Genomic DNA, 21448 nt, shown 5'->3' on the forward strand with positions numbered 1-21448 from the left:
GCCCTTCCTCGCCGGAACGGAACGGTGACCGGCCGGCGAGCGGCATTAGAGGGTGAGTTCCACGGGTACCCGGGCGTGGTGGCCGGAAGTGTGGTGTCTTCCCTGGGTGCCGTGACCCGTGCCGGGGCCGGCGGGGCGCGGGCCCTCGGTGCGGCGGGCGCCCGTACCGCCGGGCGGGTGGCGCCGGTGGCGGCGAGGGCGGGGCTGCGGGTCGCCGGGGAGAGCGGGCGGGTCGCGGCCAGGACGGGGCTGCGGGTCGCCGAGGGGAGTGGGCGGGTCGCGGCCAGGGCGGGGCTGCGGGTCGCCGAGGGGAGTGGACGGGTGGCTGTGGCGGCCGTCCGGCAGGGCGTCTCGGCGGCCGCGGGGGTGCCTGGGCGGGCCGTGCGGGCGGGGCGTGTCCTCGCCGATCTCCATCCGCGGCGGCACACCCGCCATGTGTGGGCTTCGCACGGGCGTGCGCACATCGAGGTGCGGGGCCTCGATCGCGGTGCCCGCACGCGGGAGCGGCTGGTCGGCGGGGTGACCAGGGCGCTGCGCGGGCTCAACGGGGTGCGGTGGGCCGAGGTCAACGCGGTGACCGGCCAGGTGCTGCTGTCGTTCGACGAGCGCAGTGTCGGCGTCGACCGCCTGCTGAACACGGTCAGGGCGGTGGAGAAGGCCCAGGGCGTGCGGGACGCGGACTTCCCCTGGGCGCAGCCGGTCACTCCGGGCGACGACGCGCCGGTGGCGGCGGTGACGGCCGAGTTGCTGGTCGACTGCGCGGCGGTGGCCGCCGGGGCGGTCCGGAGCGTCTTCCGGCTGCCGTCGCTGCCCCGGGTGGTGGCCGTGGCGGTCGCGGCGCTGGAGTTGGAGCGGGGGCTGCGCAGGCCGTTGGTGCGCCGGATCGGGCCGCTGGAGACCGATCTGCTGTTGTCGTTGGCCGGCGCCGTCGTGGGTGGGCTGTACGGCGGGATCGGCATGCCGGCCGTCGACGCGGCGAACCGGATGCTGCTGCTCGGCGAGATCCGCGCCCGGCGTCAGGTGTGGGAGCGGCGTGAGAGGGAGCTGTGCCCGGGCCCGTCCTGTGTGCCGCACACCCGGCCGGCGCGGCATCTGCGCGGCAGGGCCCGGCCGCCCGGGCCCGTCGAGCGCTGGGAGGCGGGGCTCGCGCCGGTCGCCCCGCTGACCGCGGCGGCGGTGTTCGCGCTGACGGGCAGCACCGGGCGGGCGGCGGACGCGCTGCTCGCAGCCGTCCCCCGGGCAGCCCGTTACGGGCGGGAGGCCTTCGCCGCGACGGTCGGACGTGAGCTGGCGCGGCGTGGTGTCGTACCGCTGGACCCGTCGGCGCTGCGGCTGTTCGACGTGGTCACCGCCGTGGTCGTCGACTCGGCGGTGCTGGTGACGGAGGGCGGGCGGCCGGCTCCGCTCGCCGCCCCGGTGCTGGACGCGGCACGCGCCACCGGAGCGCGCCTGGTGCTCACCGACGGCGAGCGCATCAGTGAACTCCTGGGCCCCGCCGACGAGATCGTCGGCGGGCGGGAACGCCTTGCCGACCGCGTGTGCGCGCTGCGGGACCACGGGGAGGGCGTCCTGGTGATCTCGGGTACGGACGCGGAGGCGCTGGCCGCCGCGGACATCGCGGTCGCGGTGCCCGCCGCGCCGGGCGTGGAGGCGTCCTGGTCGGCGGACCTGGTCTGCGCGGACGGCCTGGAGGACGTCTGGCGTGTCCTGCGCGCGGTGACCGGGGCGCGCACGGTCTCCCGGCGCTGCGTCCGGCTGGCGCTGGCGGGCTCCGCAACCGGAACCCTGCTCGCCGTCCTCGGCCCGAGGCGGGGCGTCCTCCGCGCCCTCACTCCGGTGCAGGTCACGAGCCTGCTCGCGCTGCTGTCGTCCGTCGCGACCGCCCGCCGCGCCGTTCACGGCCGCTGCCGGACAGACTCCTAGGGCAGCCTGACGCGGTGGCGGTTCGGCCGGACACCCGCCTCAGGGCAGCTTCGCAAGGTGGCCGGCGATTGCGGCGAGCAGGTTGTCGCCGCCGGTGCCCGCGTTGTCCGCAGCCCAGCAGACGTACCCGTCGGGACGGATCAACAGGACCGCGGCGCCCAGGTCGTCGGCGCAGGTGGCGCGCACGAGCGCGACTCGTGGCGGGAGCCGTGGGTCGGCCGGGACGATACCGGCGAGATCGAGCAGGACGGCGTGCCCCGAGCCGAACAGCGTCGACAGCCGGGTGGCGCCGGCTTCGGTGACCAGGTCGGCGTCCGGCATTCGCTGTCCGACGAGCGGATGGTCGCCGGACGGTTCGTAGCGCAGCGAGAGGCCGGATATCAGTCCCGTGAGATGCCGATTGGTGTCGGGTAGCCGGAGCAGGTCCATGAAGATGTCGCGCAAGGCGGCCACGTCCTCGCTCGGGTTCGGATCCGCCAGGACGCGCTGCGCCGACGTGTGATGCAGTACCTGGGCTCCGACCGGATGCCGTTCGGTGTGGTAGCTGTCCAGCAGGCCGTTCGGCGCCCTGTCCTGGACGACCGCGGCCAGTTTCCAGCCGAGGTTGAACGCGTCCTGTATGCCGAGGTTCAGGTAAATGTATACCAGGTGCAGAAATCCTCCGGGGATAGTTTTCTGGTACGGTGGTCGCCGTGGACGACGGCAAGCCAGGGCTACGGGAACGGAAGAAGCAGCGGACGCGCGCGGCGATCTCCGATGCGGCGATCACGCTGTTCCTCGAACACGGCTTCAACCAGGTCTCGGTGGCCCAGGTCGCCGAGGCGGCCGAAGTGTCGAAACGCACGCTCTTCGCCTACTTCCCGACGAAGGAAGACCTCGTGGTGCACCGCCTCGCCGACCACGAGACCGAGCTCGCGCGTGTCGTGCGGGCCCGCCCGCCCCGCACCGATCCGCTGACCGCGGTGCGCGAGCACTTCCTCGAGGGGTTGCGCGAGCGGGATCCGATCACCGGGCTCAACGACCACCCCCAGGTGCGCAGGCTGCACCGGATGATCCTCGACGCGCCCTCACTGGTGGCCCGGATGGAACGCTTCAAGACGGGCGCCGAACGCGCACTCGCGCAGGCGTTGCGGGAAACGGCGGACACTGCGGAACTCACCGCGAGGCTTGCCGCCGTCCAGATCGTCGGGGTCCACTGGGCGCTGGCACAGGACAACGCCGATCGCCTGGCGAACGGGGAGTCGGCCGACGAGCGCCATGAGGGCGCGGTGGCTGACGCGGAGCACGCGTTCGCGCTGCTGGAGAACGGATTGCGGCAGTTGACGCCGCAGCAGTGACGGGGTCACCCACTGCAGAGGGGGACGCGCCGGTCGGTGCTTGCTCTCGCCGGGGCAAGGTGAAGACCCCGGCCCCCGGCCGCCGATACGAAAAGGATCCGTCAGCCACCCACCGCGGCCGACGGATCCTTCACGCCGGTTTTCGGTCCGAGGTTCCTCGACGCCCGGCCGAGGTGCCTCAACCTCCCAGCCTTCAGGCCTCGATGCGTGCCACCTTGCGCCCGACCTTGAGGTAGAGGGAGCCCGGCTCCAGCGACCCGGCCGCGGCGACGACCTCGCCGAGGGGCTGCTGCACCGCGCTGTCCTCGAGCGGCGTGGTCTGCTGCTCGCCGTCCGCCTCGCGGATCAGCCGCAGGCCGTTCTGCTGCGCCACGCGCCGTACGGCGGAGATGCTCGGGGCGAACTCCAGGACGCGGCTGACCAGCGCGCCGATCGTGTCCTCGCCGTGCTCCGTCAGCGAGACCACCGGCAGGTTGTGCGCGTCGCCGAAGGTCCGCTTGGAGAAGCGGGCCGTGAACTCGGCCCGGGCGGCCTTCGCGGCCTCCACGCCGTGCAGGGCCGCCACCACCTCGCCGGCCAGGATCCGCTTGACCGCCATGGGGTGCGCGGTGCCCTCCGCGAGCCGCTTGGTGACCGCGCCGATCTCGTCGTCCGTCCACTCGGTCAGCAGCTGGAGGTATGGCTCGATCAGGTGGTCCGGGATGGACATGATCCGGCCGTAGACGTCGTCGGGTGCGGCCGACAGGCCGACGTAGTTGCCCTTGCTCTTGCTCATCTTGGCGCCGGTGCCGTCGGTGCCCTCGATGAGCGGGGTGGTGACGACGACCTCGGGGGTCTGCTCCGCGATCTCCATGACCTTGCGGCACATCTGGAGGTTCAGCAGCTGGTCCACACCGCCGAGCTCGACGTCGGCGCTGATGGCCACCGAGTCCCAGGCCATCGCGACGGAGTAGACGAACTCGGCGACGGACAGCCCGTGGCCCTCGGCGAGCCGGGTGCGGAAGTCCTCGCGCTGCAGCGACATGGAGACCGGAATGCGGGCGAGGACGGAGACCAGCTCCGGCAGCGTCACCTTGTTCAGCCACTCGCCGTTGAAGCGCAGTTCGGCCTTCTCGAAGTCGATGAAGGGCGCGACCTGCTGCTGGTAGGTGCTCAGGTTGCGGGCGATGTCCTCGTCGGTGAGCGGCGGGCGCTCGGAGGAGCGCCCCGAGGGGTCACCGATCTTGGCCGTGACGTCACCGATGATGAAGACGACGCGGTGGCCCATGCGCTGGAACCGGCCGGCCAGGATGATCGGCACCGCGTGGCCGAGGTGCACGTCCGGCGAGGTCGGGTCGATGCCGAACTTGACGACGAACGGCCGCCCCGCCTTCCGGGCCTCCTCGATCCGCTCGGCCAGTGCCGGCGCCGACGGGATCAGGTTGACGGAGCGTCCCTCGATCAGCGCCGCCTGCTCCTGGGGCGTCAGATCCGACAGGTCCAGGGAGCGTCGGGCGGTCGTCTCGTCGAGCAGCTGGGCGACCGTATAGTCCGCGGCCAGGTCCGCTCCATCGAGGATGTGCATGACACGGCTGACAGACTCGCTCAAACGGCTCATGACGCCTATACGCTCCTGGGTCGGACAACTGGCCTGACCAGTGTGGTTGGAAGCGGCAATTTTATCAGCCCCGGACCTGGCGACTTCATGATCAGTAGGCGTCGGCACGGTGGTCATCACTTCGCCCGTCACGCTGGTCATCACGGTGGTCACTTCCGCGGAATTCCCGAATTACCGTGTCGTCGGGTTCCCCCTGGTGGTGCCCCGTGCGGTCGGTGGGGTCCCGGGATCCGGGACCCGGCCTCCCGGCCGTGAAACGACCGGGGAACGGCCGTGGTCATGAGGGGAATCGCGCGGGAAATTCCGCCTCATTCCCCGGTCCGTCGAAAATGCCGCGCGGTGTGATGCGTCAGCCGACCGTCAGTTCAGTCGGCCGTGAGTTCAGTCGGCCGTCGGTTCAGTCGGCCGTCGGTTCAGTCGGCCGTGAGTTCAGCCGGCCGTCGGTTCAGTCGGCCGTGAGTTCAGCCGGCCGTCGGTTCAGTCGGCCGTGAGTTCAGCCGGCCGTCAGTTCCGTCAGTGGCAGCGTGTGCTGGGTGTGGACCACCTTCGCGCGCAGATAGCGCACGTTCTGGGCGGTGGTGAAGACGCCCGTCGGGACGCGGTGGGTGACCGTGAGACCGAGATCGCGCAGCTGCTGGGCCTTGTCGGGGTTGTTGGAGAGCAGGTCCAGGGCGTCGATGCCGAGCGCGCGGAGCATCTGCGCGGCGGCCGTGTAGTCGCGGCCGTCCTCCGGCAGGCCGAGCGCGGCGTTCGCCTCGTAGGTGTCCAGGCCCTGGTCCTGGAGGGCGTAGGCGTCGAGCTTGTTGTAAAGGCCGATGCCGCGGCCCTCCTGGCGCAGGTAGAGCAGGACACCGCCGTGCTCGGCGATGCGCTCCACGGCCTCGCGCAGCTGGGGGCCGCAGTCGCAGCGGGCCGAGCCGAAGACGTCGCCGGTCAGGCACTCGGAGTGCAGCCGCACCAGCGGCGGCCGGCCGGCGGCGGGCTCGCCGAGGATCACGGCCACATGCTCCTGGCCGTCGGTGAGGCCGTGGAAGGTGACCAGGTCGGCGGTGACGGTGTAGCCGTCGCCGAAGCGGAGCGGAACCGTCACCCGGGTGCGGACCGTGGCGGCCGGAAGGCCGGCGCCGGGCATACCGGTGGCGGGAAGGCCGTTGACGGGAAGGGTGGCGGCCAGGGCGGGTGCGGGCAGCCCCGCTGTGTGCGGGCCGGGTGTCCGGGGGTCGGCTGTGTGCGGGTCGGCTGTGTCACCGGAGTCTCGGGAAGGGGCGGTCTCGTGTGCGTCGCGCATGGCTCTCGTCTTTCTCCTGGCCGACGATGGCGGGTGCGGAGGATGCGCCTCATGCTTCAGATTTGAAGCACACCTCGGCCGAGACTCTAGCCCTGCTTTAATTTTCAAGCAACTGTTTTTCTCGTGTCGCCTTCCGTTACGCCGTGGACGAACGCCGGCGCCACGGCAGCTCCCCGCACGCCGACCGCTCCTCGCCCTCCTGGAGCGCCTCCGAGATCCTGGAGCAGATCTCCTCCAACTGGGCCACCTGCTCCTTGGTGAGGTGGTCGAAGACGGCCGAGCGGACCGTCTCGACATGACCCGGCGCCGTACGCTCCAGAAGTGCCCGCCCGGCCTCCGTCAGGATCGCCACGCTGCCGCGCTTGTCGGTCGGGCACCCCTCCCGGCGGACCGCGCCGTCCTTCTCCAACCGAGTGACCGCGTACGTCAGCCGGCTGCGCGTGATCTTCAGCGACTCGGCGAGATCGGTCATGCGCATACGGTGGTCGGGCGCCTCGGAGAGGTTGGCCAGAACCGAGTAGTACAGGTGCGGCATACCGGCCTCCTGCTGGAGTTGCCGGTCGATGGCGTCCTCCAGGAGCCACGACGCGGACAGGTACGAGCGCCAGGCACGCAGTTCCTCGGGGGTCAGCCAGCGGGTCGTCATACTGGCAGTGTAGTTATTGTTTAAAAGTTGAACCAAGAAGCGTCGTCCCGCGCTTCGTCCACCGGACCGCCGCGTCCCTGCCTCGTCCACCGGATCATCCCGACCCCAGGAGCGCCGCCATGGCCCACCCCTACGTCCTGTTGTCCGCCGCCGTCTCCCTCGACGGCTTCCTGGACGACACCGGACCCGAGCGGCTGCTGCTGTCCGGCCCGGAGGACTTCGACCGGGTCGACGAGGTGCGGGCGGGCAGCGACGCCATCCTCATCGGCGCGGGCACGCTGCGCGCCGACAACCCCCGGTTGCTGGTCTACTCGGCCGAGCGGCGTGCGGCCCGGCTCGCCGCCGGGCTGCCGGAGTACCCGCTGAAGGTCACGGTCAGCGCGTCCGGGGACCTCGATCCCGAGGCCCTCTTCTGGCACACGGGCGGTGCGAAGACCGTCTACACGACGGACAAGGGCGCCCGGCGGCTGCGGGGTCTGCTGCCGGCGGACGTGGAGGTGGTCGCGCTCGGGCCGGACGTGGACTGGCGGGCCGTGCTCGACCACCTCGGGGACGTGAAGGGCGTACGGCGGCTGATGGTCGAGGGCGGCGGGAGCGTGCACACGCGCCTGCTCCAGCAGGGGCTCGCGGACGAGGTGCAGCTCGTGGTGGCGCCGCTGTTCGTGGGGGAGCCGGACGCCCCGCGGATGTTCGGGCACGGCGTGTACCCGCCGGGGCGGATGCGGCTGGTGGAGACGCGCGCGGTCGGGGACGTGGTGCTGATGCGGTACGTGCCCACCGCGCCCGGCACCGGCGCGCTCGCCTCGGCCGCGGACCGGCGGTGGCTGGAGGTGGCCTGCGAGCTGGCGGACCGGTGCCCGCCGTCACAGACCGCCTTCAGCGTCGGCGCGGTGGTCGTCGCGGCCGACGGCACCGAACTGGCGCGGGGCCACTCCCGGGAGGGCGGCGACCCTGTGGCGCACGCGGAGGAGGCGGCGCTGGCGAAGCTGGACCCGGCTGATCCGCGGCTGGCCTCCGCCACGGTGTACAGCAGCCTGGAACCGTGTGCCCGCCGCGCGTCCCGGCCCGCGCCCTGTGCCCGGCTGATCATCGAGGCGGGGGTACGACGGGTGGTGACGGCCTGGCGGGAACCGGACACCTTCGTCGAGTCCGCGGACGGGAACGCGGTGCTGGCAGCCGCGGGCGTGGACGTGGTGCTGCTGCCGGAGTACGAGGAGCGCGCCAAGGCCCCGAACGCCCATCTGCTGCCCCCGGCCGCCGGTGCCTGACGGCCTCGAAGGGGGCCGTACGCGGGGTCGTGCGGCTCCGCGCCGGGCTGGAAATCGCTGGTGGAACGCCGGCGGGGTAAAACCTGTGCGCAGGCTGTCGCGCGCATGGCGTACACTGGAATCACCGACGCGGGGTGGAGCAGCTCGGTAGCTCGCTGGGCTCATAACCCAGAGGTCGCAGGTTCAAATCCTGTCCCCGCTACTGAAGGCTGAGGGCCGGAGTCCGAAAGGGCTCCGGCCCTCGGTGTTTCCCCGGCTCTCCGTCAGCCCCGGGGCTACTCCGCCCGGCCCACAGCGGTCGCCCCCCGCCGCCCTTCCGGGAAGCCTGGACGGGTGGTGCAGCAAGCAGGCGAGCGGTGGTCATGGGAGCAGGACGATCCGGCCGAGCGGCGCGGGCCCGACGGGCCGTGTGAGCAGCGGGCCGGGGAGCCGAGCCGGCTCGTCGGAGAGCGCGGAGAGCGCGGAGACCGCGGAGACCGCGGAGACCGCGGAGACCGCGGAGACCCCGGAGACCCCGGAGACCCCGGAGTGCCCGGCGCCCCGGTCCCCGATCCCGGCGTGCGGGACCTTCCGGCGCCGCCGTGCGCAGGGGCCGAGGCGGAGGCCGGAGCGGAGGCTGGACCGGAGGCCGAGGAGCGGGGGATCTCGTACGCGCGGGCCTTCCTGCGGGCCCTGCCCTGGCTGCTCATCGCCGGTGGGGTCTGCTTCGACCTCTTCGCCCCGTCCCAGTACACGGCCGGCCCCCTCTTCACCGCCGCGCCCCTGGTCGCCGCGCCCCTGTTCTCGTTGCGCGGCACCGTCCTCACCAGCCTGACCGCCGTCCTGGTGGTCCTCGGGGTCCACCTCTGGCTCGGTGTGATCGGACAGGCGGGCGAGGTCACCGAGGTGGCCACGGTCGTCACCGTCTCCGCCCTCGCCGTCCTCATCAACGTCCTCGTCCGCCGCAACATCGCCCGCCTCGCCTCCGCCCGCCAGATCGCCGAGGCCGCGCAGCGCGCCGTGCTGCCCGAGCCCGCCGCCCGGATCGGTGGGCTGGAGATCGCGGCTCGTTACGAGGCCGCCCAGGCGGACGCGTTCATCGGCGGCGACCTGTACACCGTCCAGGACTCCCCGCACGGGGTGCGGCTCGTCGTCGGCGACGTACGCGGCAAGGGCATGGGGGCCGTGACCGCCGTGGCCGTGGTGATCGGCGCCTTCAGGGAGGCCGCCGAACAGGAGGCGTCGCTAGAGGCCGTCGCCCAGCGCCTGGAGCGGGCGCTGTCGCGCGAACGCGGCGGGCGCGAGGGGCCCGAGGAGTTCGAGGGGTTCACCACCGCGGTGCTCGCCGAGATCCCGCACGGCTGCGGCGTCGTCCGCGTCGTCAACCGCGGCCACCCCGCCCCGCTGCTCCTGCTCCCGGACGGCTCCCTGCGAGAGCTCGGGGCCCGCGACCCCGCGCCGCCGCTCGGCCTGGGCGACCTCGGCCTCTGGCCCGCGCGGGCGGAGGAGTGGGACTTCCCGCCCGGCGCGACGCTGCTCTTCTACACCGACGGGGTCTCGGAGGCGCGGGACGCGTTCGGCCGGTTCTACGACCCCGCCGTCCGCCTCGCCGGACGGGTCTTCCCCGGACCCGGCGCCCTGTTGAGCACCGTCACGCAGGAAGTCGCCCGGCACACCGGCGGCCGCGGCACGGACGACATGGCTCTGCTGGCCGTGCGTCGGCCCGGACGCGCTGGGCGCGGGCACGAACAGTGAGCGAGTGATGCCTCAGCGCATAACGACTGACATACTGTCAATACCTGTGAGGCTCATGAGGCGCGGGCGACTCGCCCTTTTTCCCCTGTTCGGGTCGCAAAAGTCCTGGCCAGCGGCGTGAACGGATCTGTCCGAACCGCTTGGAATCCAGGCCCCGCGTCTATTAACGTTCGATAACGCAGCGCGGTCGTCCCAGCCGTCACCAGAGGCGGCTCCGTGCGCGCCTGCCGAATCCCGCGAGGGAGCCGGGGAACCACCACCTTGGGGTGAATCGAGCGGATACCGCCGTGGTCGCACGGCCGGTTATACGCGCGTAGGAGACCTTCCTGCTCCGAACCCGTCAGCTAACCCGGTAGGCGAGACGGAAGGAAAGGAGTGCGCCCACGTGGCGTTCAACCGGCCTGCCCAGAGCACCTCGTTCGCCCCTGACGGCACTCGGACGCTCGACATCGCGCCCGGCACCGACGAGGGCCCCTGGGAGGAGTGGAACCCCACCGAGGACTCCGTCCGTCCCGTCCGCGGCCGGCACCGCGTCGCCAAGCAGCGCGGGGGCGGGCTCGCCCGCAGCTCCACCGTCCTCGGCGTCGGTGTGATGGCCGCCGTCGGCGCGGGCGGCCTGGCCACCGCGCAGTCCGGCAAGCCGCCGGTGTCCATATCCCTGCCGGACCTCTCCTCCGTCACGGACTCCGCCAAGGCCCTCATCGGTGACGACTCCGGCGCCCCCAAGAGCTCGGCCACGCCCCTGAGCAGCGTGGGCCGGACCGACGCCACCGGCTCGAAGGACGCGGGCGAGGCGCTGCGCGCCCGGATCATGCAGCAGGCCGAGTCCCAGCAGCAGCGGATCGCGCGGGCGGCGGCACAGGCCGCCGAGGACGCCGCCGTGAAGAAGGCCGCCGCCGCGGCGGCCAAGGCGCAGGACGACGCGCAGGCCAAGGCCGCAGCCGAGAAGAAGAAGGCCGAGGAGGCCGCGCGGCTCGCCGAACTCGCGAAGCAGTTCACGCTGCCGACCTCCTCCTACACCCTGACCTCCCGCTTCGGTGACGCCGGTGCCATGTGGTCCTCCGGCTACCACACCGGTCTCGACTTCGCCGCGCCCACCGGCACGCTCATCAAGGCCGTCCACAGCGGCACGATCACGGAGGCCGGCTGGGCCGGTTCGTACGGCTACCGCACGATCCTCACCCTCGACGACGGCACCGAGCTGTGGTTCTGCCACCAGTCGTCGATCAGCGTCACGGTCGGGCAGAAGGTCGGTACGGGCGACGTCATCGGCCGCGTGGGCGCGACCGGCAACGTCACCGGGCCGCACCTGCACCTGGAGGTGCACCCGAACGGCGGCGCCGCGATCGACCCGATGGCCTGGCTGCAGAGCAAGGGCCTCAACCCCTGACCCCCGCGGAAGCACGCCCGTTCACAAGATCTTTGCCGGCCTCCCGGAAGACTCCGGTCCGGCCGGGGCGTTGATGCAGAGCATGACTTCTCTTCGCAAGCTGGGTTCGTCCGATCTCGAGGTCTTCCCGCTGTCGCTCGGCGGCAACGTCTTCGGCTGGACCGCCGACGAGGCGCAGTCCGTCGCCGTCCTCGACGCCTACACGGAGGCCGGCGGCAACTTCGTCGACACCGCCGACGCGTACTCGGCCTGGGTGCCGGGCAACAAGGGCGGCGAGTCCGAGACCATCATCGGCAAGTGGATGAGGGCACGCGGCAACCGCTCCGACGTGGTCATCGCGACCAAGGTCAGCCAGCACCCCGACTACCAGGGCCTGACCGCTGCCAACATCAAGGCCGCGGCCGACGCGTCCCTGCGCCGTCTGGACACCGACTACATCGACCTCTACTACACCCACTACGACAAGCCCGAGGTGCCGGTCGAGGAGATCATCGGCGCGCTCGACGAGCTGGTGAAGGCGGGCAAGGTGCGCGCCATCGCCGCCTCCAACATCTCCGCCGAGCGCCTCCAGGAGTCCCTGGACTTCTCCGACCGGGAGAACCTGGCACGGTATGTGGCGCTGCAGCCGCACTACAACCTGGTCTCGCGGGACACCTACGAGGGTGCGCTGCGGGACGTCGCCTCCCGGGCGGGGCTCGCGGCCGTGCCGTACTACGCGCTCGCGTCGGGCTTCCTGACCGGCAAGTACCGGCCGGGTACGACGGTGGGGTCGGCGCGCGCGGAGGCAGCGGCCAAGCACCTGGCCACCGAACGCGGGCGGCGGGTCCTGGCGGCCCTGGACGAGGTCGCCGAGGCCCGGGGCGCCGAGATCCCGACCGTGGCGCTCGCCTGGCTGGCGGCCCAGCCGACGGTCGCGGCCCCGATCGCCTCGGCGCGCACGGTGGAGCAGCTGCCGGCGCTGCTGGCCGTGGCGGACCTGACGCTGACGGACGAGGACCTGGCGAAGCTCACGGAGGCGTCGCGGTAGTCCGGCGGACGGCGGAATCCGGCGGCCCCGAACCCGCGTCAACTCCTAGGAGCGATAGGGGTTGTACCCGGGGTACGGCGCCGCCGGACCGTACTGGGGCGCCGCCGGACCGTACTGGGGTATGGCCGGACCGTAGTGCGGCAGCGCTGGGCCGGACTGCGGCGCCCCGTGGAAGGGCAGCTGCCCGTGGTGCCCGTACCCCGGCCACACCGGCGGAGCCACCGGCGCCGTCGCCCGTGCCGCATACGCCAGCGCCGGCCGGGCCACCTCCCGGCGCGCCCACAGCTCGGCCAGCAACTCCCGTTCCCGTACGGCGAAATCGGCGCCCGCCCGCCCCCGGCGCCCCCGGTGGCGCAGGAACGCCAGCGACGTCGCGTACGCCTCGTACTGCGCCACCGACCGCCCCGCGGCCTTCCCGAGGTGCTGCCTCGCGTGGTCCCGGGCCAGCCGCCGCGCCCGCATCGAACCGAGCACGAACGGCTCCACCGGCCCCAGCCACCCGGCGACCACGTAGGCGGGCAGCTCCTCCCGCACCGTCCGCAGCTCCCGCTGCCGGGTCCAGATGACCAGCCAGGTCAGCAGCCCGAACGCGGGCACCATGAACGACGCGTACACCGCGAAGAACCCGTACTGGCCGAACGTGGACGACCCGTTCCACATGGAGTGCATGCCCATCGCGAGCAGCAGCCCGCCGAGCGGCGCGAGCGCCCGCCGGATGTGCTGCCGCTCCGCGGACAGCGCGGCGATGCCGAAGCCGATGCCGGTGAGCACGGTGAACAGCGGGTGCGCGAAGGGCGACATCACCACGCGGACGAAGAAGGTCGCGGCCGTCACGGACGCCAGCCCGCTTCCCCCGCTCATCTGGTCGGTACCGAAGGCCGTGCCCAGGTAGAGGATGTTCTCGGTGAAGGCGAAACCGGTGGCGGTGACACCGGCTATCACCACTCCGTCGACGATCCCGGTGAAGTCCCGTCTGCGGAAGAGGAACACCAGCAGCACGGCCGCGGCCTTCGCGGACTCCTCCACGACCGGCGCTATCAGCGTGGCGCCGAGCGTGTCGGCGCTGTGCGGATCGGCGGTCGCGGTCGCTATCCACCGGGTGGCGAAGCTGTTGGCGACGATCGCGATGAGCGCGGCTGCGCATGCGCCCCAGGCGAAGGCGAAGACCAGGTTCCGCCAGGGTCCGGGCGCCACCCGGTCCAGCCACCGGAACGCCGTGATGAGCAGCGGCACGGGCAGGACCGCGAGGCCCAGCCCGACCAGAAAGCCCTCGGTCCCGGTCTGCTGCCGTACCAGGGCCAGGATGACGAGCCCGGAGAGCGCGAGAAGCGTGATCAGCGCCCCGTACCGCACCCACCGCCTCTGCCACCAGTGCGGGTGCCCGAACGAGCCGCCGACGGCGTCACCGCCCGGATGAGTCGGGTACGAGGGAAAGGTGGCCACGGCATCGACCCTAACGAGACGGGGGCGCCGCCCGCGACGGTGCCCGACGTCCAACGGACGTGCGGACGCTCAGTCTTCGGCGGTGGGCTGGTCGCGGTGCTGTACGCGCCGGAAGAGCAGGTCGTTCACGAGATGACCCTTGTCCAGACCCTGCCCCTCGAAACGGGTCAGCGGCCGGAAGCCGGGGCGTGGCGCGTACCCGCCGCCGGGCTCAGTGTTCTCGAACTCCGGGTGTGCGGTGAGCACCTCCAGCATCTGCTCGGCGTACGGCTCCCAGTCCGTGGCGCAGTGCACCAGCGCGCCCGGCCTGAGACGGCTCGCGGCGAGTGTGAGGAAGTCGGGCTGGATGAGCCGCCGCTTGTGGTGGCGCTTCTTGGGCCAGGGGTCGGGGAAGTAGACGCGCAGCCCGTCGAGCGAGTCGGGGGCGAGCATCTCGCGGAGCAGGATGATCGCGTCGCCGTTGCCGACACGGATGTTGGTCAGGCCTTCCCGGTCGGCGAGGGCCAGCAGGTTGCCCTGGCCGGGGGTGTGCACGTCGACGGCGAGGATGTTGGTGTCCGGGTCGGCGGCGGCCATCTGCGCGGTGGCCTCACCCATACCGAACCCGATCTCCAGCACGACGGGGCGGGCGTTCCCGAACAGCTCGGCGAGGTCGATGACCCGCTGCCCGTCGATGTCCAGCCCCCACTTGGGCCACAGCCGCTGCAGCGCGTCCGCCTGCCCGGCCGTCACCCGGCTCCGCCGCGGCTGGAAGCTGCGGATCCGCCGCTCGAAGTGCGACCCGGCGGGATCGGCCTTGGGCCCGTCGGGAAACCGGGGCTGCCCCTTGGCCCGGGTGTGCCGAACGGACACGCCGGCCCCGGGACCGGCGCCGTCACCACGGGTGACCTGGGAATCTTCGGGAGCGAAGTTGAGGGAATCAGACACAGTGGGATCAATTTTAGGGGGTACCGAGCAGCGGGTAGCTGTCGTAGCTGTCGTAGCTGTCGTGGCTGTGGGCGGTCGTGCCGCTGGGGCGGCACGGTGGCGCAGCGGCACCCGCGAGCGCCGGGCCGCGTGACCTGTTCCCGCCCGGTCGCACCGCCGGGCACCCGCTCACCCCCGCCCCAGCACGGCCAACACCCTCCGCGCCACCTCCCGCCCGATCGGCAGCGACGCGGTAGCCGCAGGGGACGGCGCGTTCAGCACATGCACCGCCCGCGCCCCCTCCCGGATCAGGAAGTCGTCCACCAGCGTCCCGTCCCGCAACACCGCCTGCGCCCGCACCCCGGCAGGGGCCCGCACCAGGTCGTCCTCCCTCACCCCCGGCAACAGCCTCCGCACCGCGTCGGTGAACGCCCCCTTCGACACCGACCGCCGCAGCTCCCCCGCCCCGTACCGCCAGTGCCGCCGCGCGATCCGCCACGACCCCGGCCACGCCACCGTGGCGCCCAGCTCCCGAGGCCGTACGACCCCCCAGCCGTACCCCTCGCGGGCCAGCGCCGGCACCGCGTTCGGCCCGATGTGGACCTCTCCGTCGATCCCCCGGGTCAGATGCACCCCGAGGAACGGGAACGCCGGATCCGGCACCGGATACACCAGCCCCCGCACCAGCTCGGGCCGCCGCAGCGCGTAGTACTCGCCCCGGAAGGGCACGATCCGCACCCCGGGGTCGTCCCCGGTCAGCCGGGCCACCTCGTCGCAGTGCAGCCCGGCGCAGTTGACCAGCACGCGCGCGCGGAGGACCGTCCCGTCACCCGTGCGCACGGCGACCCCCAGCGAGGCGCGCCGGTCGATCCGGACCACCTCGGCCCCGTACCGGATCTCCGCCCCCGACGCCTCCCCGAGCTGCCGAGCCACCGCCACGAAGTCGCAGGTCCCGGTGGTGCCCACGTGGATGGCCGCGAGCCCCTGCACCTCCGGCTCGTACTCCGCGATCTGTGCCTGGCCCAGTTCCCGTACCGGAATGCCGTTCTCCCTGCCGCGCTGGACCAGCGCGTGCAGGCGTGGCAGCTCCTCCCGGTCCGTGGCGACGATCAGCTTGCCGGTGACGGCGTGCGCGATGCCGTACTCCGCGCAGAACTTGACCATCTCGGCGGCGCCCTCGACCGCGTACCGTGCCTTCAGGGAGCCGGGGCGGTAGTAGATGCCGCTGTGGATGACGCCGCTGTTGCGCCCCGTCTGGTGGCGGGCCGGGCCGGCCTCCTTCTCCAGGACGGTCACCCGCGTGCCCGGCGCGGCACGCGTGATCGCATACGCCGTCGACAGGCCGACGATTCCACCACCGATCACCAGCACGTCGCAGTCGTAGGCGATCTCCCGCACCTGCTCCACCTCCTGGTTCGATAGTGCACTGCGCCACTGACAATGCGCTCAAACCCAGGGCGGCCGGGCCCCGTAAGGGGCGCGGGGCTGTACCGGTACGCGGCTCCGCCGCGTGGGCGCGATCGACCACGGACAACCTGCGGCCCCATAGCAAGCCGTGACCAGGCAGACGCTCAGGGACCCGGTCGCACGGCCTCTCGTTCGGATCACGCCCAAACGAAAGACCCTAGGCAGGAGCCATGAGCAGCGGCCGGGCCCGCTCCCGCAGCTCCGCCACGCGCGGTTCGTCGCCGTACGGCTCCAGGCGGTGCAGCAGGTCCCGTACGTACTCGGTGGTGCGCGCCGACGATATGCGTCCGGCGATCTCCACCGCCCGCACGCCCTGCTCGCACGCCGCGTCCAGGTTGCCCGACTCCAGCTCGGCGACCGCCGACACCACCAGGCGCAGCCCGTGCGAGCGCACGTACTCCTCCCCGGGCCGCGACAGCGCCTGCTCGGTGAAGCGGCGGACCTGACGTGGAGCCTTGAGGTCGCGGTAGCACTCGGCGGCGTCCGCCGCGAAGCGGTCGTAGGAGTAGAAGCCGAGCCAGGAGGGGTCGTTGTCGCCGTCGCGGGCTCGCTCCAGCCAGCCCTCGGCGGCCTTCAGGGCCGCGCCGGCCGCCTGGGCGTCACCCGCGCGTGCGTGCGCGCGTGCCTCGACCAGGCGGAAGAAGCTCATGGTGCGGGCGGTCGCCAGGCCACGGTTGCGCTCCAGGGCGGCTTGGGCGAGGTCGACGCCCTCGTCGCCGAAGCCCCGGTAGGTCGCCTGCAGCGACATGGAGGCCAGGACGTAGCCCCCGAGGGGCACGTCGGCCGCCGCGCGCGCGAGGCGCAGCGCCTGGATGTAGTAGCGCTGGGCGGCCTCCTGTTGGCCGGTGTCGAAGGCCATCCAGCCGGCGAGGCGGGTCAGTTCGGCGGTCGCGCCGAACAGCGCCCTGCCGACCTCGTCGGAGTAGGAGCCGAGCAGCAGCGGCGCGGCCTCCACCCTCAAGCACTCGGGCACCATCGACGAACGCCAGTCGCCGCCCCCGTACTTGGAGTCCCAGCGCCTCGCGTCCTCCGCGGCCTCGCGGAGCTTCCGGACGTCGCTGTGGCCGACCTTGATCGGCGCTCCGGAGCTCTCGCCCGGGGTGGGGTCGCGGGCGACCGAGCTGTCGGCCGGGGTTATCAGCCAGCGGGAAGCAGGGGTCGCGTAAGCGCTCACTGCGAACGATCCGGCCAGCGACTGCCAGATGCCGCCGCTGCCGGCCCGGCGCCCGGCGAGGTCGAGGCGGTACAGCTCCGTCGCCGACTTCACCGCCTGTCCTACGTCCCGGGGGAAGGCGAGGCCCACTTCCGGTGCGGGATCCGCGTCCGCCAGACCGATCTCGTGGAGCGGTACGGGGCGGCCGAGCTTCTGGCCGATGGCCGCGGCGATCAGGTGCGGCGCGGCACCCTGCGGCACCATGCCCTTCGACACCCAGCGCGCCACCGAGGTCTTGTCGTAGCGAAGTGTCAACCCGCGCTGGGCGCCAAGATCGTTGACGCGCCGGGCGAGTCCTGCGTTGCTGATTCCCGCGAGGGCGAGAACGGCGCCGAGCTTTTCGTTCGGCCCGCGTTGCTCCCTGGACATGCGCCACCCCTCGACACAGACGGCTGCCGCATCGGTGGCATAACCGCGCGGCATTCGTAAACCCAGCGTAGTTCGCCGCATCCCATGCGTTAAGGGGCGTAAATCCGGATGGCGGGATTGTGGTCCGCACTCATGTACGGAGTGTCGCCACGTGCTCCCGATGTGTGGCCGTGCGCCTGTCCGTGCGCTCTTCTCCGGCCACCGCGGGGCCGGTTCCATGGGCCGTGCGTGGGTCGGCCCGCTGTACTGGATCCAGTGGGCTGGGGGACACCGCCGCCTTCAATCCCCGCGGGCGGCGGACCGGTCCGGGGGGCGAACTCCGTCTCCCGGACCGTGCGTTGCCCAGGGCCTGTACGGAGCGTGCCCAAGCCTGGCCCGCCACAGCCGATTTGGCCGAAAACCGATGGTGGATTTCGACGCCCATCGGGGCTCCGACCACGACTCTTCAGGGCGCGAACGGCGTTTTCGGGGAGCATTTCGGGGGCGCATTCGCGTCGCTGTTTCCTCTCGTCTCCCGGACAGCCTTGGGTCGCGCGGGAGTTCACCGGCTCGCGGGCCGCTCTCCACGGGCGCGTTACGGGGCGCACGAGCTGTGCCGTGCACCCTCCGGGGCGCAATCTTCGTGGCAGCATGGAGCCGTTCGTACGGTGCACTGGTTGTCCACAGTCTGTGGAGGCGTCGATGCGGTGGTTGGTGGGATGGAGCAGCACCGCCGCGGGAGCCGTCGAGCCCGGCTCCGCCGGCGCCACCGGATACGACGGCGAGACGGTGCACCCGGTCGGGTCCCAACTCCTGTGGGGCGATCCCGATCCGCTGTGGGCGGTCGGCGACTGGCGTCCCGACGAGGTGCGCGTCGTAAAGGCCGACGCGCGGACCCGCATCGCCGTCCTGGGCACCTGCGGCGCAACCGACGAGCAGCTGCGCGTCGCCCTGTTCGCCGCCCGTGGCGGGGCACTGCGCCATCTGACCGCCTGGTCCGGCAGCTACACCGCCGTCGTCCAGGTCGGCCGCAGGATCACCGTGTGCGGCGACCTCGCGGGCGCACGGCCGGTCTTCTACACCCCCTGGGCCGGCGGCACGGCCTACGCGACCGCCGCGCTCCCGCTCGCCGACCTCATCGAGGCCAACCTGGACTTCGGGCACCTGGCCGCCCTGCTCGCCGCCCCCGACGTGCCGGCCGCGCTGCTCGACTCCACCCCGTACGACGGCGTACGGCGCATCCCGCCGGGGCACGCGCTCATCCTGCGCGCGGGGGCCCGGGAGATCGCCGGGTACGAACCGGTCGCCTCCCTCGCGGTCGCGGCGCCCCCGGCGGACCCGGCCGACGCGGTGGACGCGGTGCGCGACGCCCTGGTCGACGCCGTACGCGCGCGTCTGGCGGCGCCCCGGCACGTCCCCAGCGCCGACCTCGACCCCGGCCCCGTGCCCGGCATGGGACCCGCGGAACGCCGTGCCGCGCGCGGAATGCCCGTCCCCGGGATCGGCGCAGACCTGTCCGGCGGCCCCGCCTCCGGCACCCTGGCCCTCCTCGCGGCCGGACTGCCGGGCATGCCCGGCACGATCCTCGGGCACGGCACCGGCGCGGGCGAACGCCTGCTCGCCGTCACCTTCAACGACCTCGCCGTCACGGGCCGCGAGGCCGAACTGGAGCGGGCCGGCACGCTCGCCGCCAACCCCCGGCTGCACCACGTGGTGGTCGCCGGCGGCGAGGAAGTGCTCCCCTACGCCGACCTGGACGGCCCGCTGACGGACGAACCGGGCCCCTCCCTGGTCACGGCGGCCCGGCACCGCGCGCGTCTCGCGTCGGGCAGCGCGGACCACTTCACCGGCTACGGCGCCCGGCAGGTCCTCGACGCGCACCCGGCGCGGCTCGCCGACCTGCTGATGGACCGCAAGCGCCGCCACCTGGTGCGGCCCATGGCCGCACTCGCGAAGGCGGACGGCTCGGTGATGGTCCCCGCGCGCGTGTACAGCGCGGCCCGCAAGCTGGCCCGCACTCCGTACCGGGCCGGCGTCGACGCACTCGCCGACCGGCTGATGCGGCGGCGGTTCGAGGAGCCCGGGGGTGCCGTGGGCGCGTCGCTCGCCGCGCTCACCTGGGCGAGACCCGGGCCGGCGGCGCGCTGGCTGACCGGGGAGGCGCTGGCTGAAGTATCGGTTCGCCTCCAAGGATCGGCGGGCCGGCCGGGCGTGGGCCCCGGGGAGCGCCCCGGCGATCACCGCGCGCGTGCCGCACTGGCGCGGCACGCCACCGACCTCCGCGTCCTGGAACAGGCCGCCGAGATCCGCTCCCAGCGGCTGCACGCCCCCTTCCTGGACAACCAGGTCGTCCGCGCCTGCCGGGCGCTTCCCGAGACCCTGCGCGTGCAGCCGGGGGCACGGGCGGCCATCCTGCGTACGGTCCTGGAGGGCGCGGGCGTCGGCGGTCTGCCACCCGGCTGGGGCGCTCCCTCCCACGGCTCCTCGGCGGCCGCGGTCCGCGCGGGCCTCAGGCTCGCCGCGAACTCCCTCGTCGACCTCTTCTCCACGCCCCTTCTGGCGGAAGCGGGCCTGGTGGAGGCCAGAGTGGTCCGCAAGGCGGTGCGCGCCGCGGCCGACGGCGCCCCCCTTCCCCTGGACGGCCTGGCGGACCTGGTCTCCCTGGAACTCTGGCTCCGCCGCCTCCTGGCCCGCCGGGGCACCTGCTGGACAGGAACCCCGGCACGCGCGCGTGCGGTCCCGGCGGGGATCTCCGCGCGGGGCAGGGCGTTGGGGGCGGGCGCGTAGGGCCGTTCGACTGTGGGCGGGCGGCAACCGCCGCAGCCGCGAGCTGCCGCAGCTCAGTCGTGCCTCTCCCAATAGCTCAACGGCCTGGGGGACCCCCAGGGCGGCACGGGTGGGCGCTGGGAGTACCCCGGGTCGAAGAGCTTCCCGACGAGGGGGCCCGGCGGCGCTCGCGGCGGCCGCCCCGCGTGACGCGCGGCGGCCGGCCCGGCTCACACCGGACGGGACCGCAGGCCCTCCAGGAGGATGTCCAGCAGCCGGGCCGAGGCCGCCGCCTGCTGGGCGGCGTCCGGCAGCGAGGGCGCCGCCGTCGCGATCACCAGCAGCACGTCCGAGACGGTGACGTCCGACCGCAGTTCACCCGCCGCACGTGCCCGCTCCACGAGCTGCCCGACGACCTCCAGCAGCGTCGCCGCTCCCGCGTCGTCCGGCTCCGGAACGGGCCGCTGCTCCACGAGCCGCAGCTCGGTGGCCGACTCGGACCGCTGCTGCGGCACCCGGGCCCCGTCCACCGCCCCCGCCTCGGACTCCTCCGTGCCCTCCTCGACGACCCCCACCCGCAGCACGTGCGGCGGCAGCAGCCGTCCCGCGCCCGACGCCACCGACGTGCGCAGGAAGCGCGAGAGCGCCGACCACGGTTCCTCCTCCTGACCGAGCGCCGCCCTGGCCTGCTCGGTCAGCCGGGAGGTCTCCTCCTCGGCTATCCGCCGCACCAATACGTCCTTGCTCGGGAAGCGCCGGTACACGGTGCCGACGCCGACTCGCGCGCGCCGCGCCACGTCCTCCATCGGCGCGCCGTACCCCAGCTCGCCGAAGACCTCGCGCGCCGCGCGCAGTACGTGCTCCAGATTGCGCTGTGCGTCCACACGCAGCGGCGTCGTACGCGAACCCTCTCCGCGTCCGTTGTCCGCCGCCGCGCTCACCGTGCCCGCCGCTACGACGGCGGACGCGGACGACCAATGAGAGTCCTGAATGTGCATAAGTGTTCCCCCGGTCCTGACGTCTCCCCCCGGAGACTCTCCCCGCCATTGGAAACCGGAGCGTACGGAACAGGCGTCGTACGTGACCGGGCCCGCC

At 73.0% G+C, this 21448-nt stretch carries 15 protein-coding genes, 1 tRNA gene, 1 pseudogene and 1 riboswitch; of the genes and pseudogenes, 8 read left to right on the top strand and 9 right to left on the bottom strand.

The features are described 5' to 3' along the window. The first annotated feature begins 111 nt into the window (after window positions 1–111). Window positions 112–1923, top strand: a complete 1812-nt coding sequence (locus ACFYZJ_RS36870; RefSeq protein ID WP_388576047.1) for a heavy-metal-associated domain-containing protein — start codon at window positions 112–114, stop codon at window positions 1921–1923. A gap of 39 nt (window positions 1924–1962) precedes the next feature. On the opposite strand, the pseudogene ACFYZJ_RS36875 reads toward ACFYZJ_RS36870, so the two are convergent. Next, window positions 1963–2556, bottom strand: a pseudogene (locus tag ACFYZJ_RS36875) (FAD-dependent monooxygenase); the annotation flags it as partial. A 59-nt stretch (window positions 2557–2615) separates the two neighbouring features. Between ACFYZJ_RS36875 and ACFYZJ_RS36880 the strand changes: the two are divergent. Beyond that, window positions 2616–3260: a TetR/AcrR family transcriptional regulator gene (locus tag ACFYZJ_RS36880; RefSeq protein WP_388576050.1), complete on the top strand. Its 645-nt coding sequence runs from the start codon at window positions 2616–2618 to the stop codon at window positions 3258–3260. A gap of 193 nt (window positions 3261–3453) precedes the next feature. Here ACFYZJ_RS36880 and tyrS read toward each other — a convergent pair whose 3' ends face one another. The 3 genes from tyrS to ACFYZJ_RS36895 all read right to left on the bottom strand — a co-directional run bounded on the left by tyrS (window position 3454) and on the right by ACFYZJ_RS36895 (window position 6791). After that, window positions 3454–4857, bottom strand: coding sequence for a tyrosine--tRNA ligase (gene tyrS, locus ACFYZJ_RS36885; RefSeq protein WP_388576052.1), 1404 nt, complete (start codon window positions 4855–4857; stop codon window positions 3454–3456). Window positions 4858–5350: 493 nt separating this feature from the next. Next, the gene (ribA, locus tag ACFYZJ_RS36890) at window positions 5351–5989 is read right to left on the bottom strand and encodes a GTP cyclohydrolase II (RefSeq protein ID WP_388576093.1); all 639 of its coding nucleotides are present in this window, start codon (window positions 5987–5989) and stop codon (window positions 5351–5353) included. A gap of 292 nt (window positions 5990–6281) precedes the next feature. Then, on the bottom strand, window positions 6282–6791 hold the full coding sequence (locus ACFYZJ_RS36895; protein WP_388576055.1) for a MarR family winged helix-turn-helix transcriptional regulator: 510 nt from the start codon (window positions 6789–6791) through the stop codon (window positions 6282–6284). A gap of 119 nt (window positions 6792–6910) precedes the next feature. Between ACFYZJ_RS36895 and ACFYZJ_RS36900 the strand changes: the two genes are divergently transcribed. The 5 genes from ACFYZJ_RS36900 to ACFYZJ_RS36920 all read left to right on the top strand — a co-directional run bounded on the left by ACFYZJ_RS36900 (window position 6911) and on the right by ACFYZJ_RS36920 (window position 12210). Then, window positions 6911–8059: a dihydrofolate reductase family protein gene (locus ACFYZJ_RS36900; RefSeq protein WP_388576058.1), complete on the top strand. Its 1149-nt coding sequence runs from the start codon at window positions 6911–6913 to the stop codon at window positions 8057–8059. A 128-nt stretch (window positions 8060–8187) separates the two neighbouring features. Continuing rightward, window positions 8188–8261 (top strand) — tRNA-Met (locus tag ACFYZJ_RS36905). Between the two features lie 356 nt (window positions 8262–8617). Further along, window positions 8618–9793, top strand: coding sequence for a PP2C family protein-serine/threonine phosphatase (locus tag ACFYZJ_RS36910; protein WP_388576061.1), 1176 nt, complete (start codon window positions 8618–8620; stop codon window positions 9791–9793). Window positions 9794–10008: 215 nt separating this feature from the next. Next, a riboswitch (cyclic di-AMP (ydaO/yuaA leader) is annotated at window positions 10009–10167 on the top strand. Between the two features lie 11 nt (window positions 10168–10178). Next, complete coding sequence (locus tag ACFYZJ_RS36915; protein ID WP_388576064.1) at window positions 10179–11183, top strand: M23 family metallopeptidase; 1005 nt, start codon at window positions 10179–10181, stop codon at window positions 11181–11183. 82 nt (window positions 11184–11265) lie between these two features. After that, a complete protein-coding gene (locus ACFYZJ_RS36920) occupies window positions 11266–12210 on the top strand; it encodes an aldo/keto reductase (protein WP_388576066.1) in 945 nt (314 codons plus the stop codon). Window positions 12211–12255: 45 nt separating this feature from the next. Here the strand turns inward: ACFYZJ_RS36920 and ACFYZJ_RS36925 are convergent, their stop codons facing one another. From ACFYZJ_RS36925 to ACFYZJ_RS36940, 4 genes are all read right to left on the bottom strand, one after another. Further along, the gene (locus tag ACFYZJ_RS36925; RefSeq protein WP_388576069.1) at window positions 12256–13653 is read right to left on the bottom strand and encodes a PrsW family glutamic-type intramembrane protease; all 1398 of its coding nucleotides are present in this window, start codon (window positions 13651–13653) and stop codon (window positions 12256–12258) included. A 69-nt stretch (window positions 13654–13722) separates the two neighbouring features. Further along, window positions 13723–14505, bottom strand: coding sequence for a tRNA (guanosine(46)-N7)-methyltransferase TrmB (trmB, locus tag ACFYZJ_RS36930; protein WP_388576096.1), 783 nt, complete (start codon window positions 14503–14505; stop codon window positions 13723–13725). A gap of 243 nt (window positions 14506–14748) precedes the next feature. Continuing rightward, complete coding sequence (lhgO, locus tag ACFYZJ_RS36935; RefSeq protein ID WP_388576071.1) at window positions 14749–15957, bottom strand: L-2-hydroxyglutarate oxidase; 1209 nt, start codon at window positions 15955–15957, stop codon at window positions 14749–14751. A gap of 226 nt (window positions 15958–16183) precedes the next feature. Next, on the bottom strand, window positions 16184–17608 hold the full coding sequence (locus ACFYZJ_RS36940) for an MFS transporter (RefSeq protein ID WP_388576073.1): 1425 nt from the start codon (window positions 17606–17608) through the stop codon (window positions 16184–16186). A 681-nt stretch (window positions 17609–18289) separates the two neighbouring features. On the opposite strand from ACFYZJ_RS36940, the gene ACFYZJ_RS36945 reads away from it, so the two are divergent. Further along, entirely contained in the window at window positions 18290–20374 is a 2085-nt protein-coding gene (locus ACFYZJ_RS36945; protein ID WP_388576076.1) for an asparagine synthase-related protein, read from the top strand. Window positions 20375–20583: 209 nt separating this feature from the next. On the opposite strand, the gene ACFYZJ_RS36950 is transcribed toward ACFYZJ_RS36945, so the two are convergent. Next, entirely contained in the window at window positions 20584–21351 is a 768-nt protein-coding gene (locus ACFYZJ_RS36950) for a TetR/AcrR family transcriptional regulator (protein WP_388576079.1), read from the bottom strand. Window positions 21352–21448 lie beyond the last annotated feature (97 nt).

This window comes from Streptomyces sp. NPDC001848 (genome assembly GCF_042891915.1).
Taxonomy (GTDB): Bacteria; Actinomycetota; Actinomycetes; order Streptomycetales; family Streptomycetaceae; genus Streptomyces.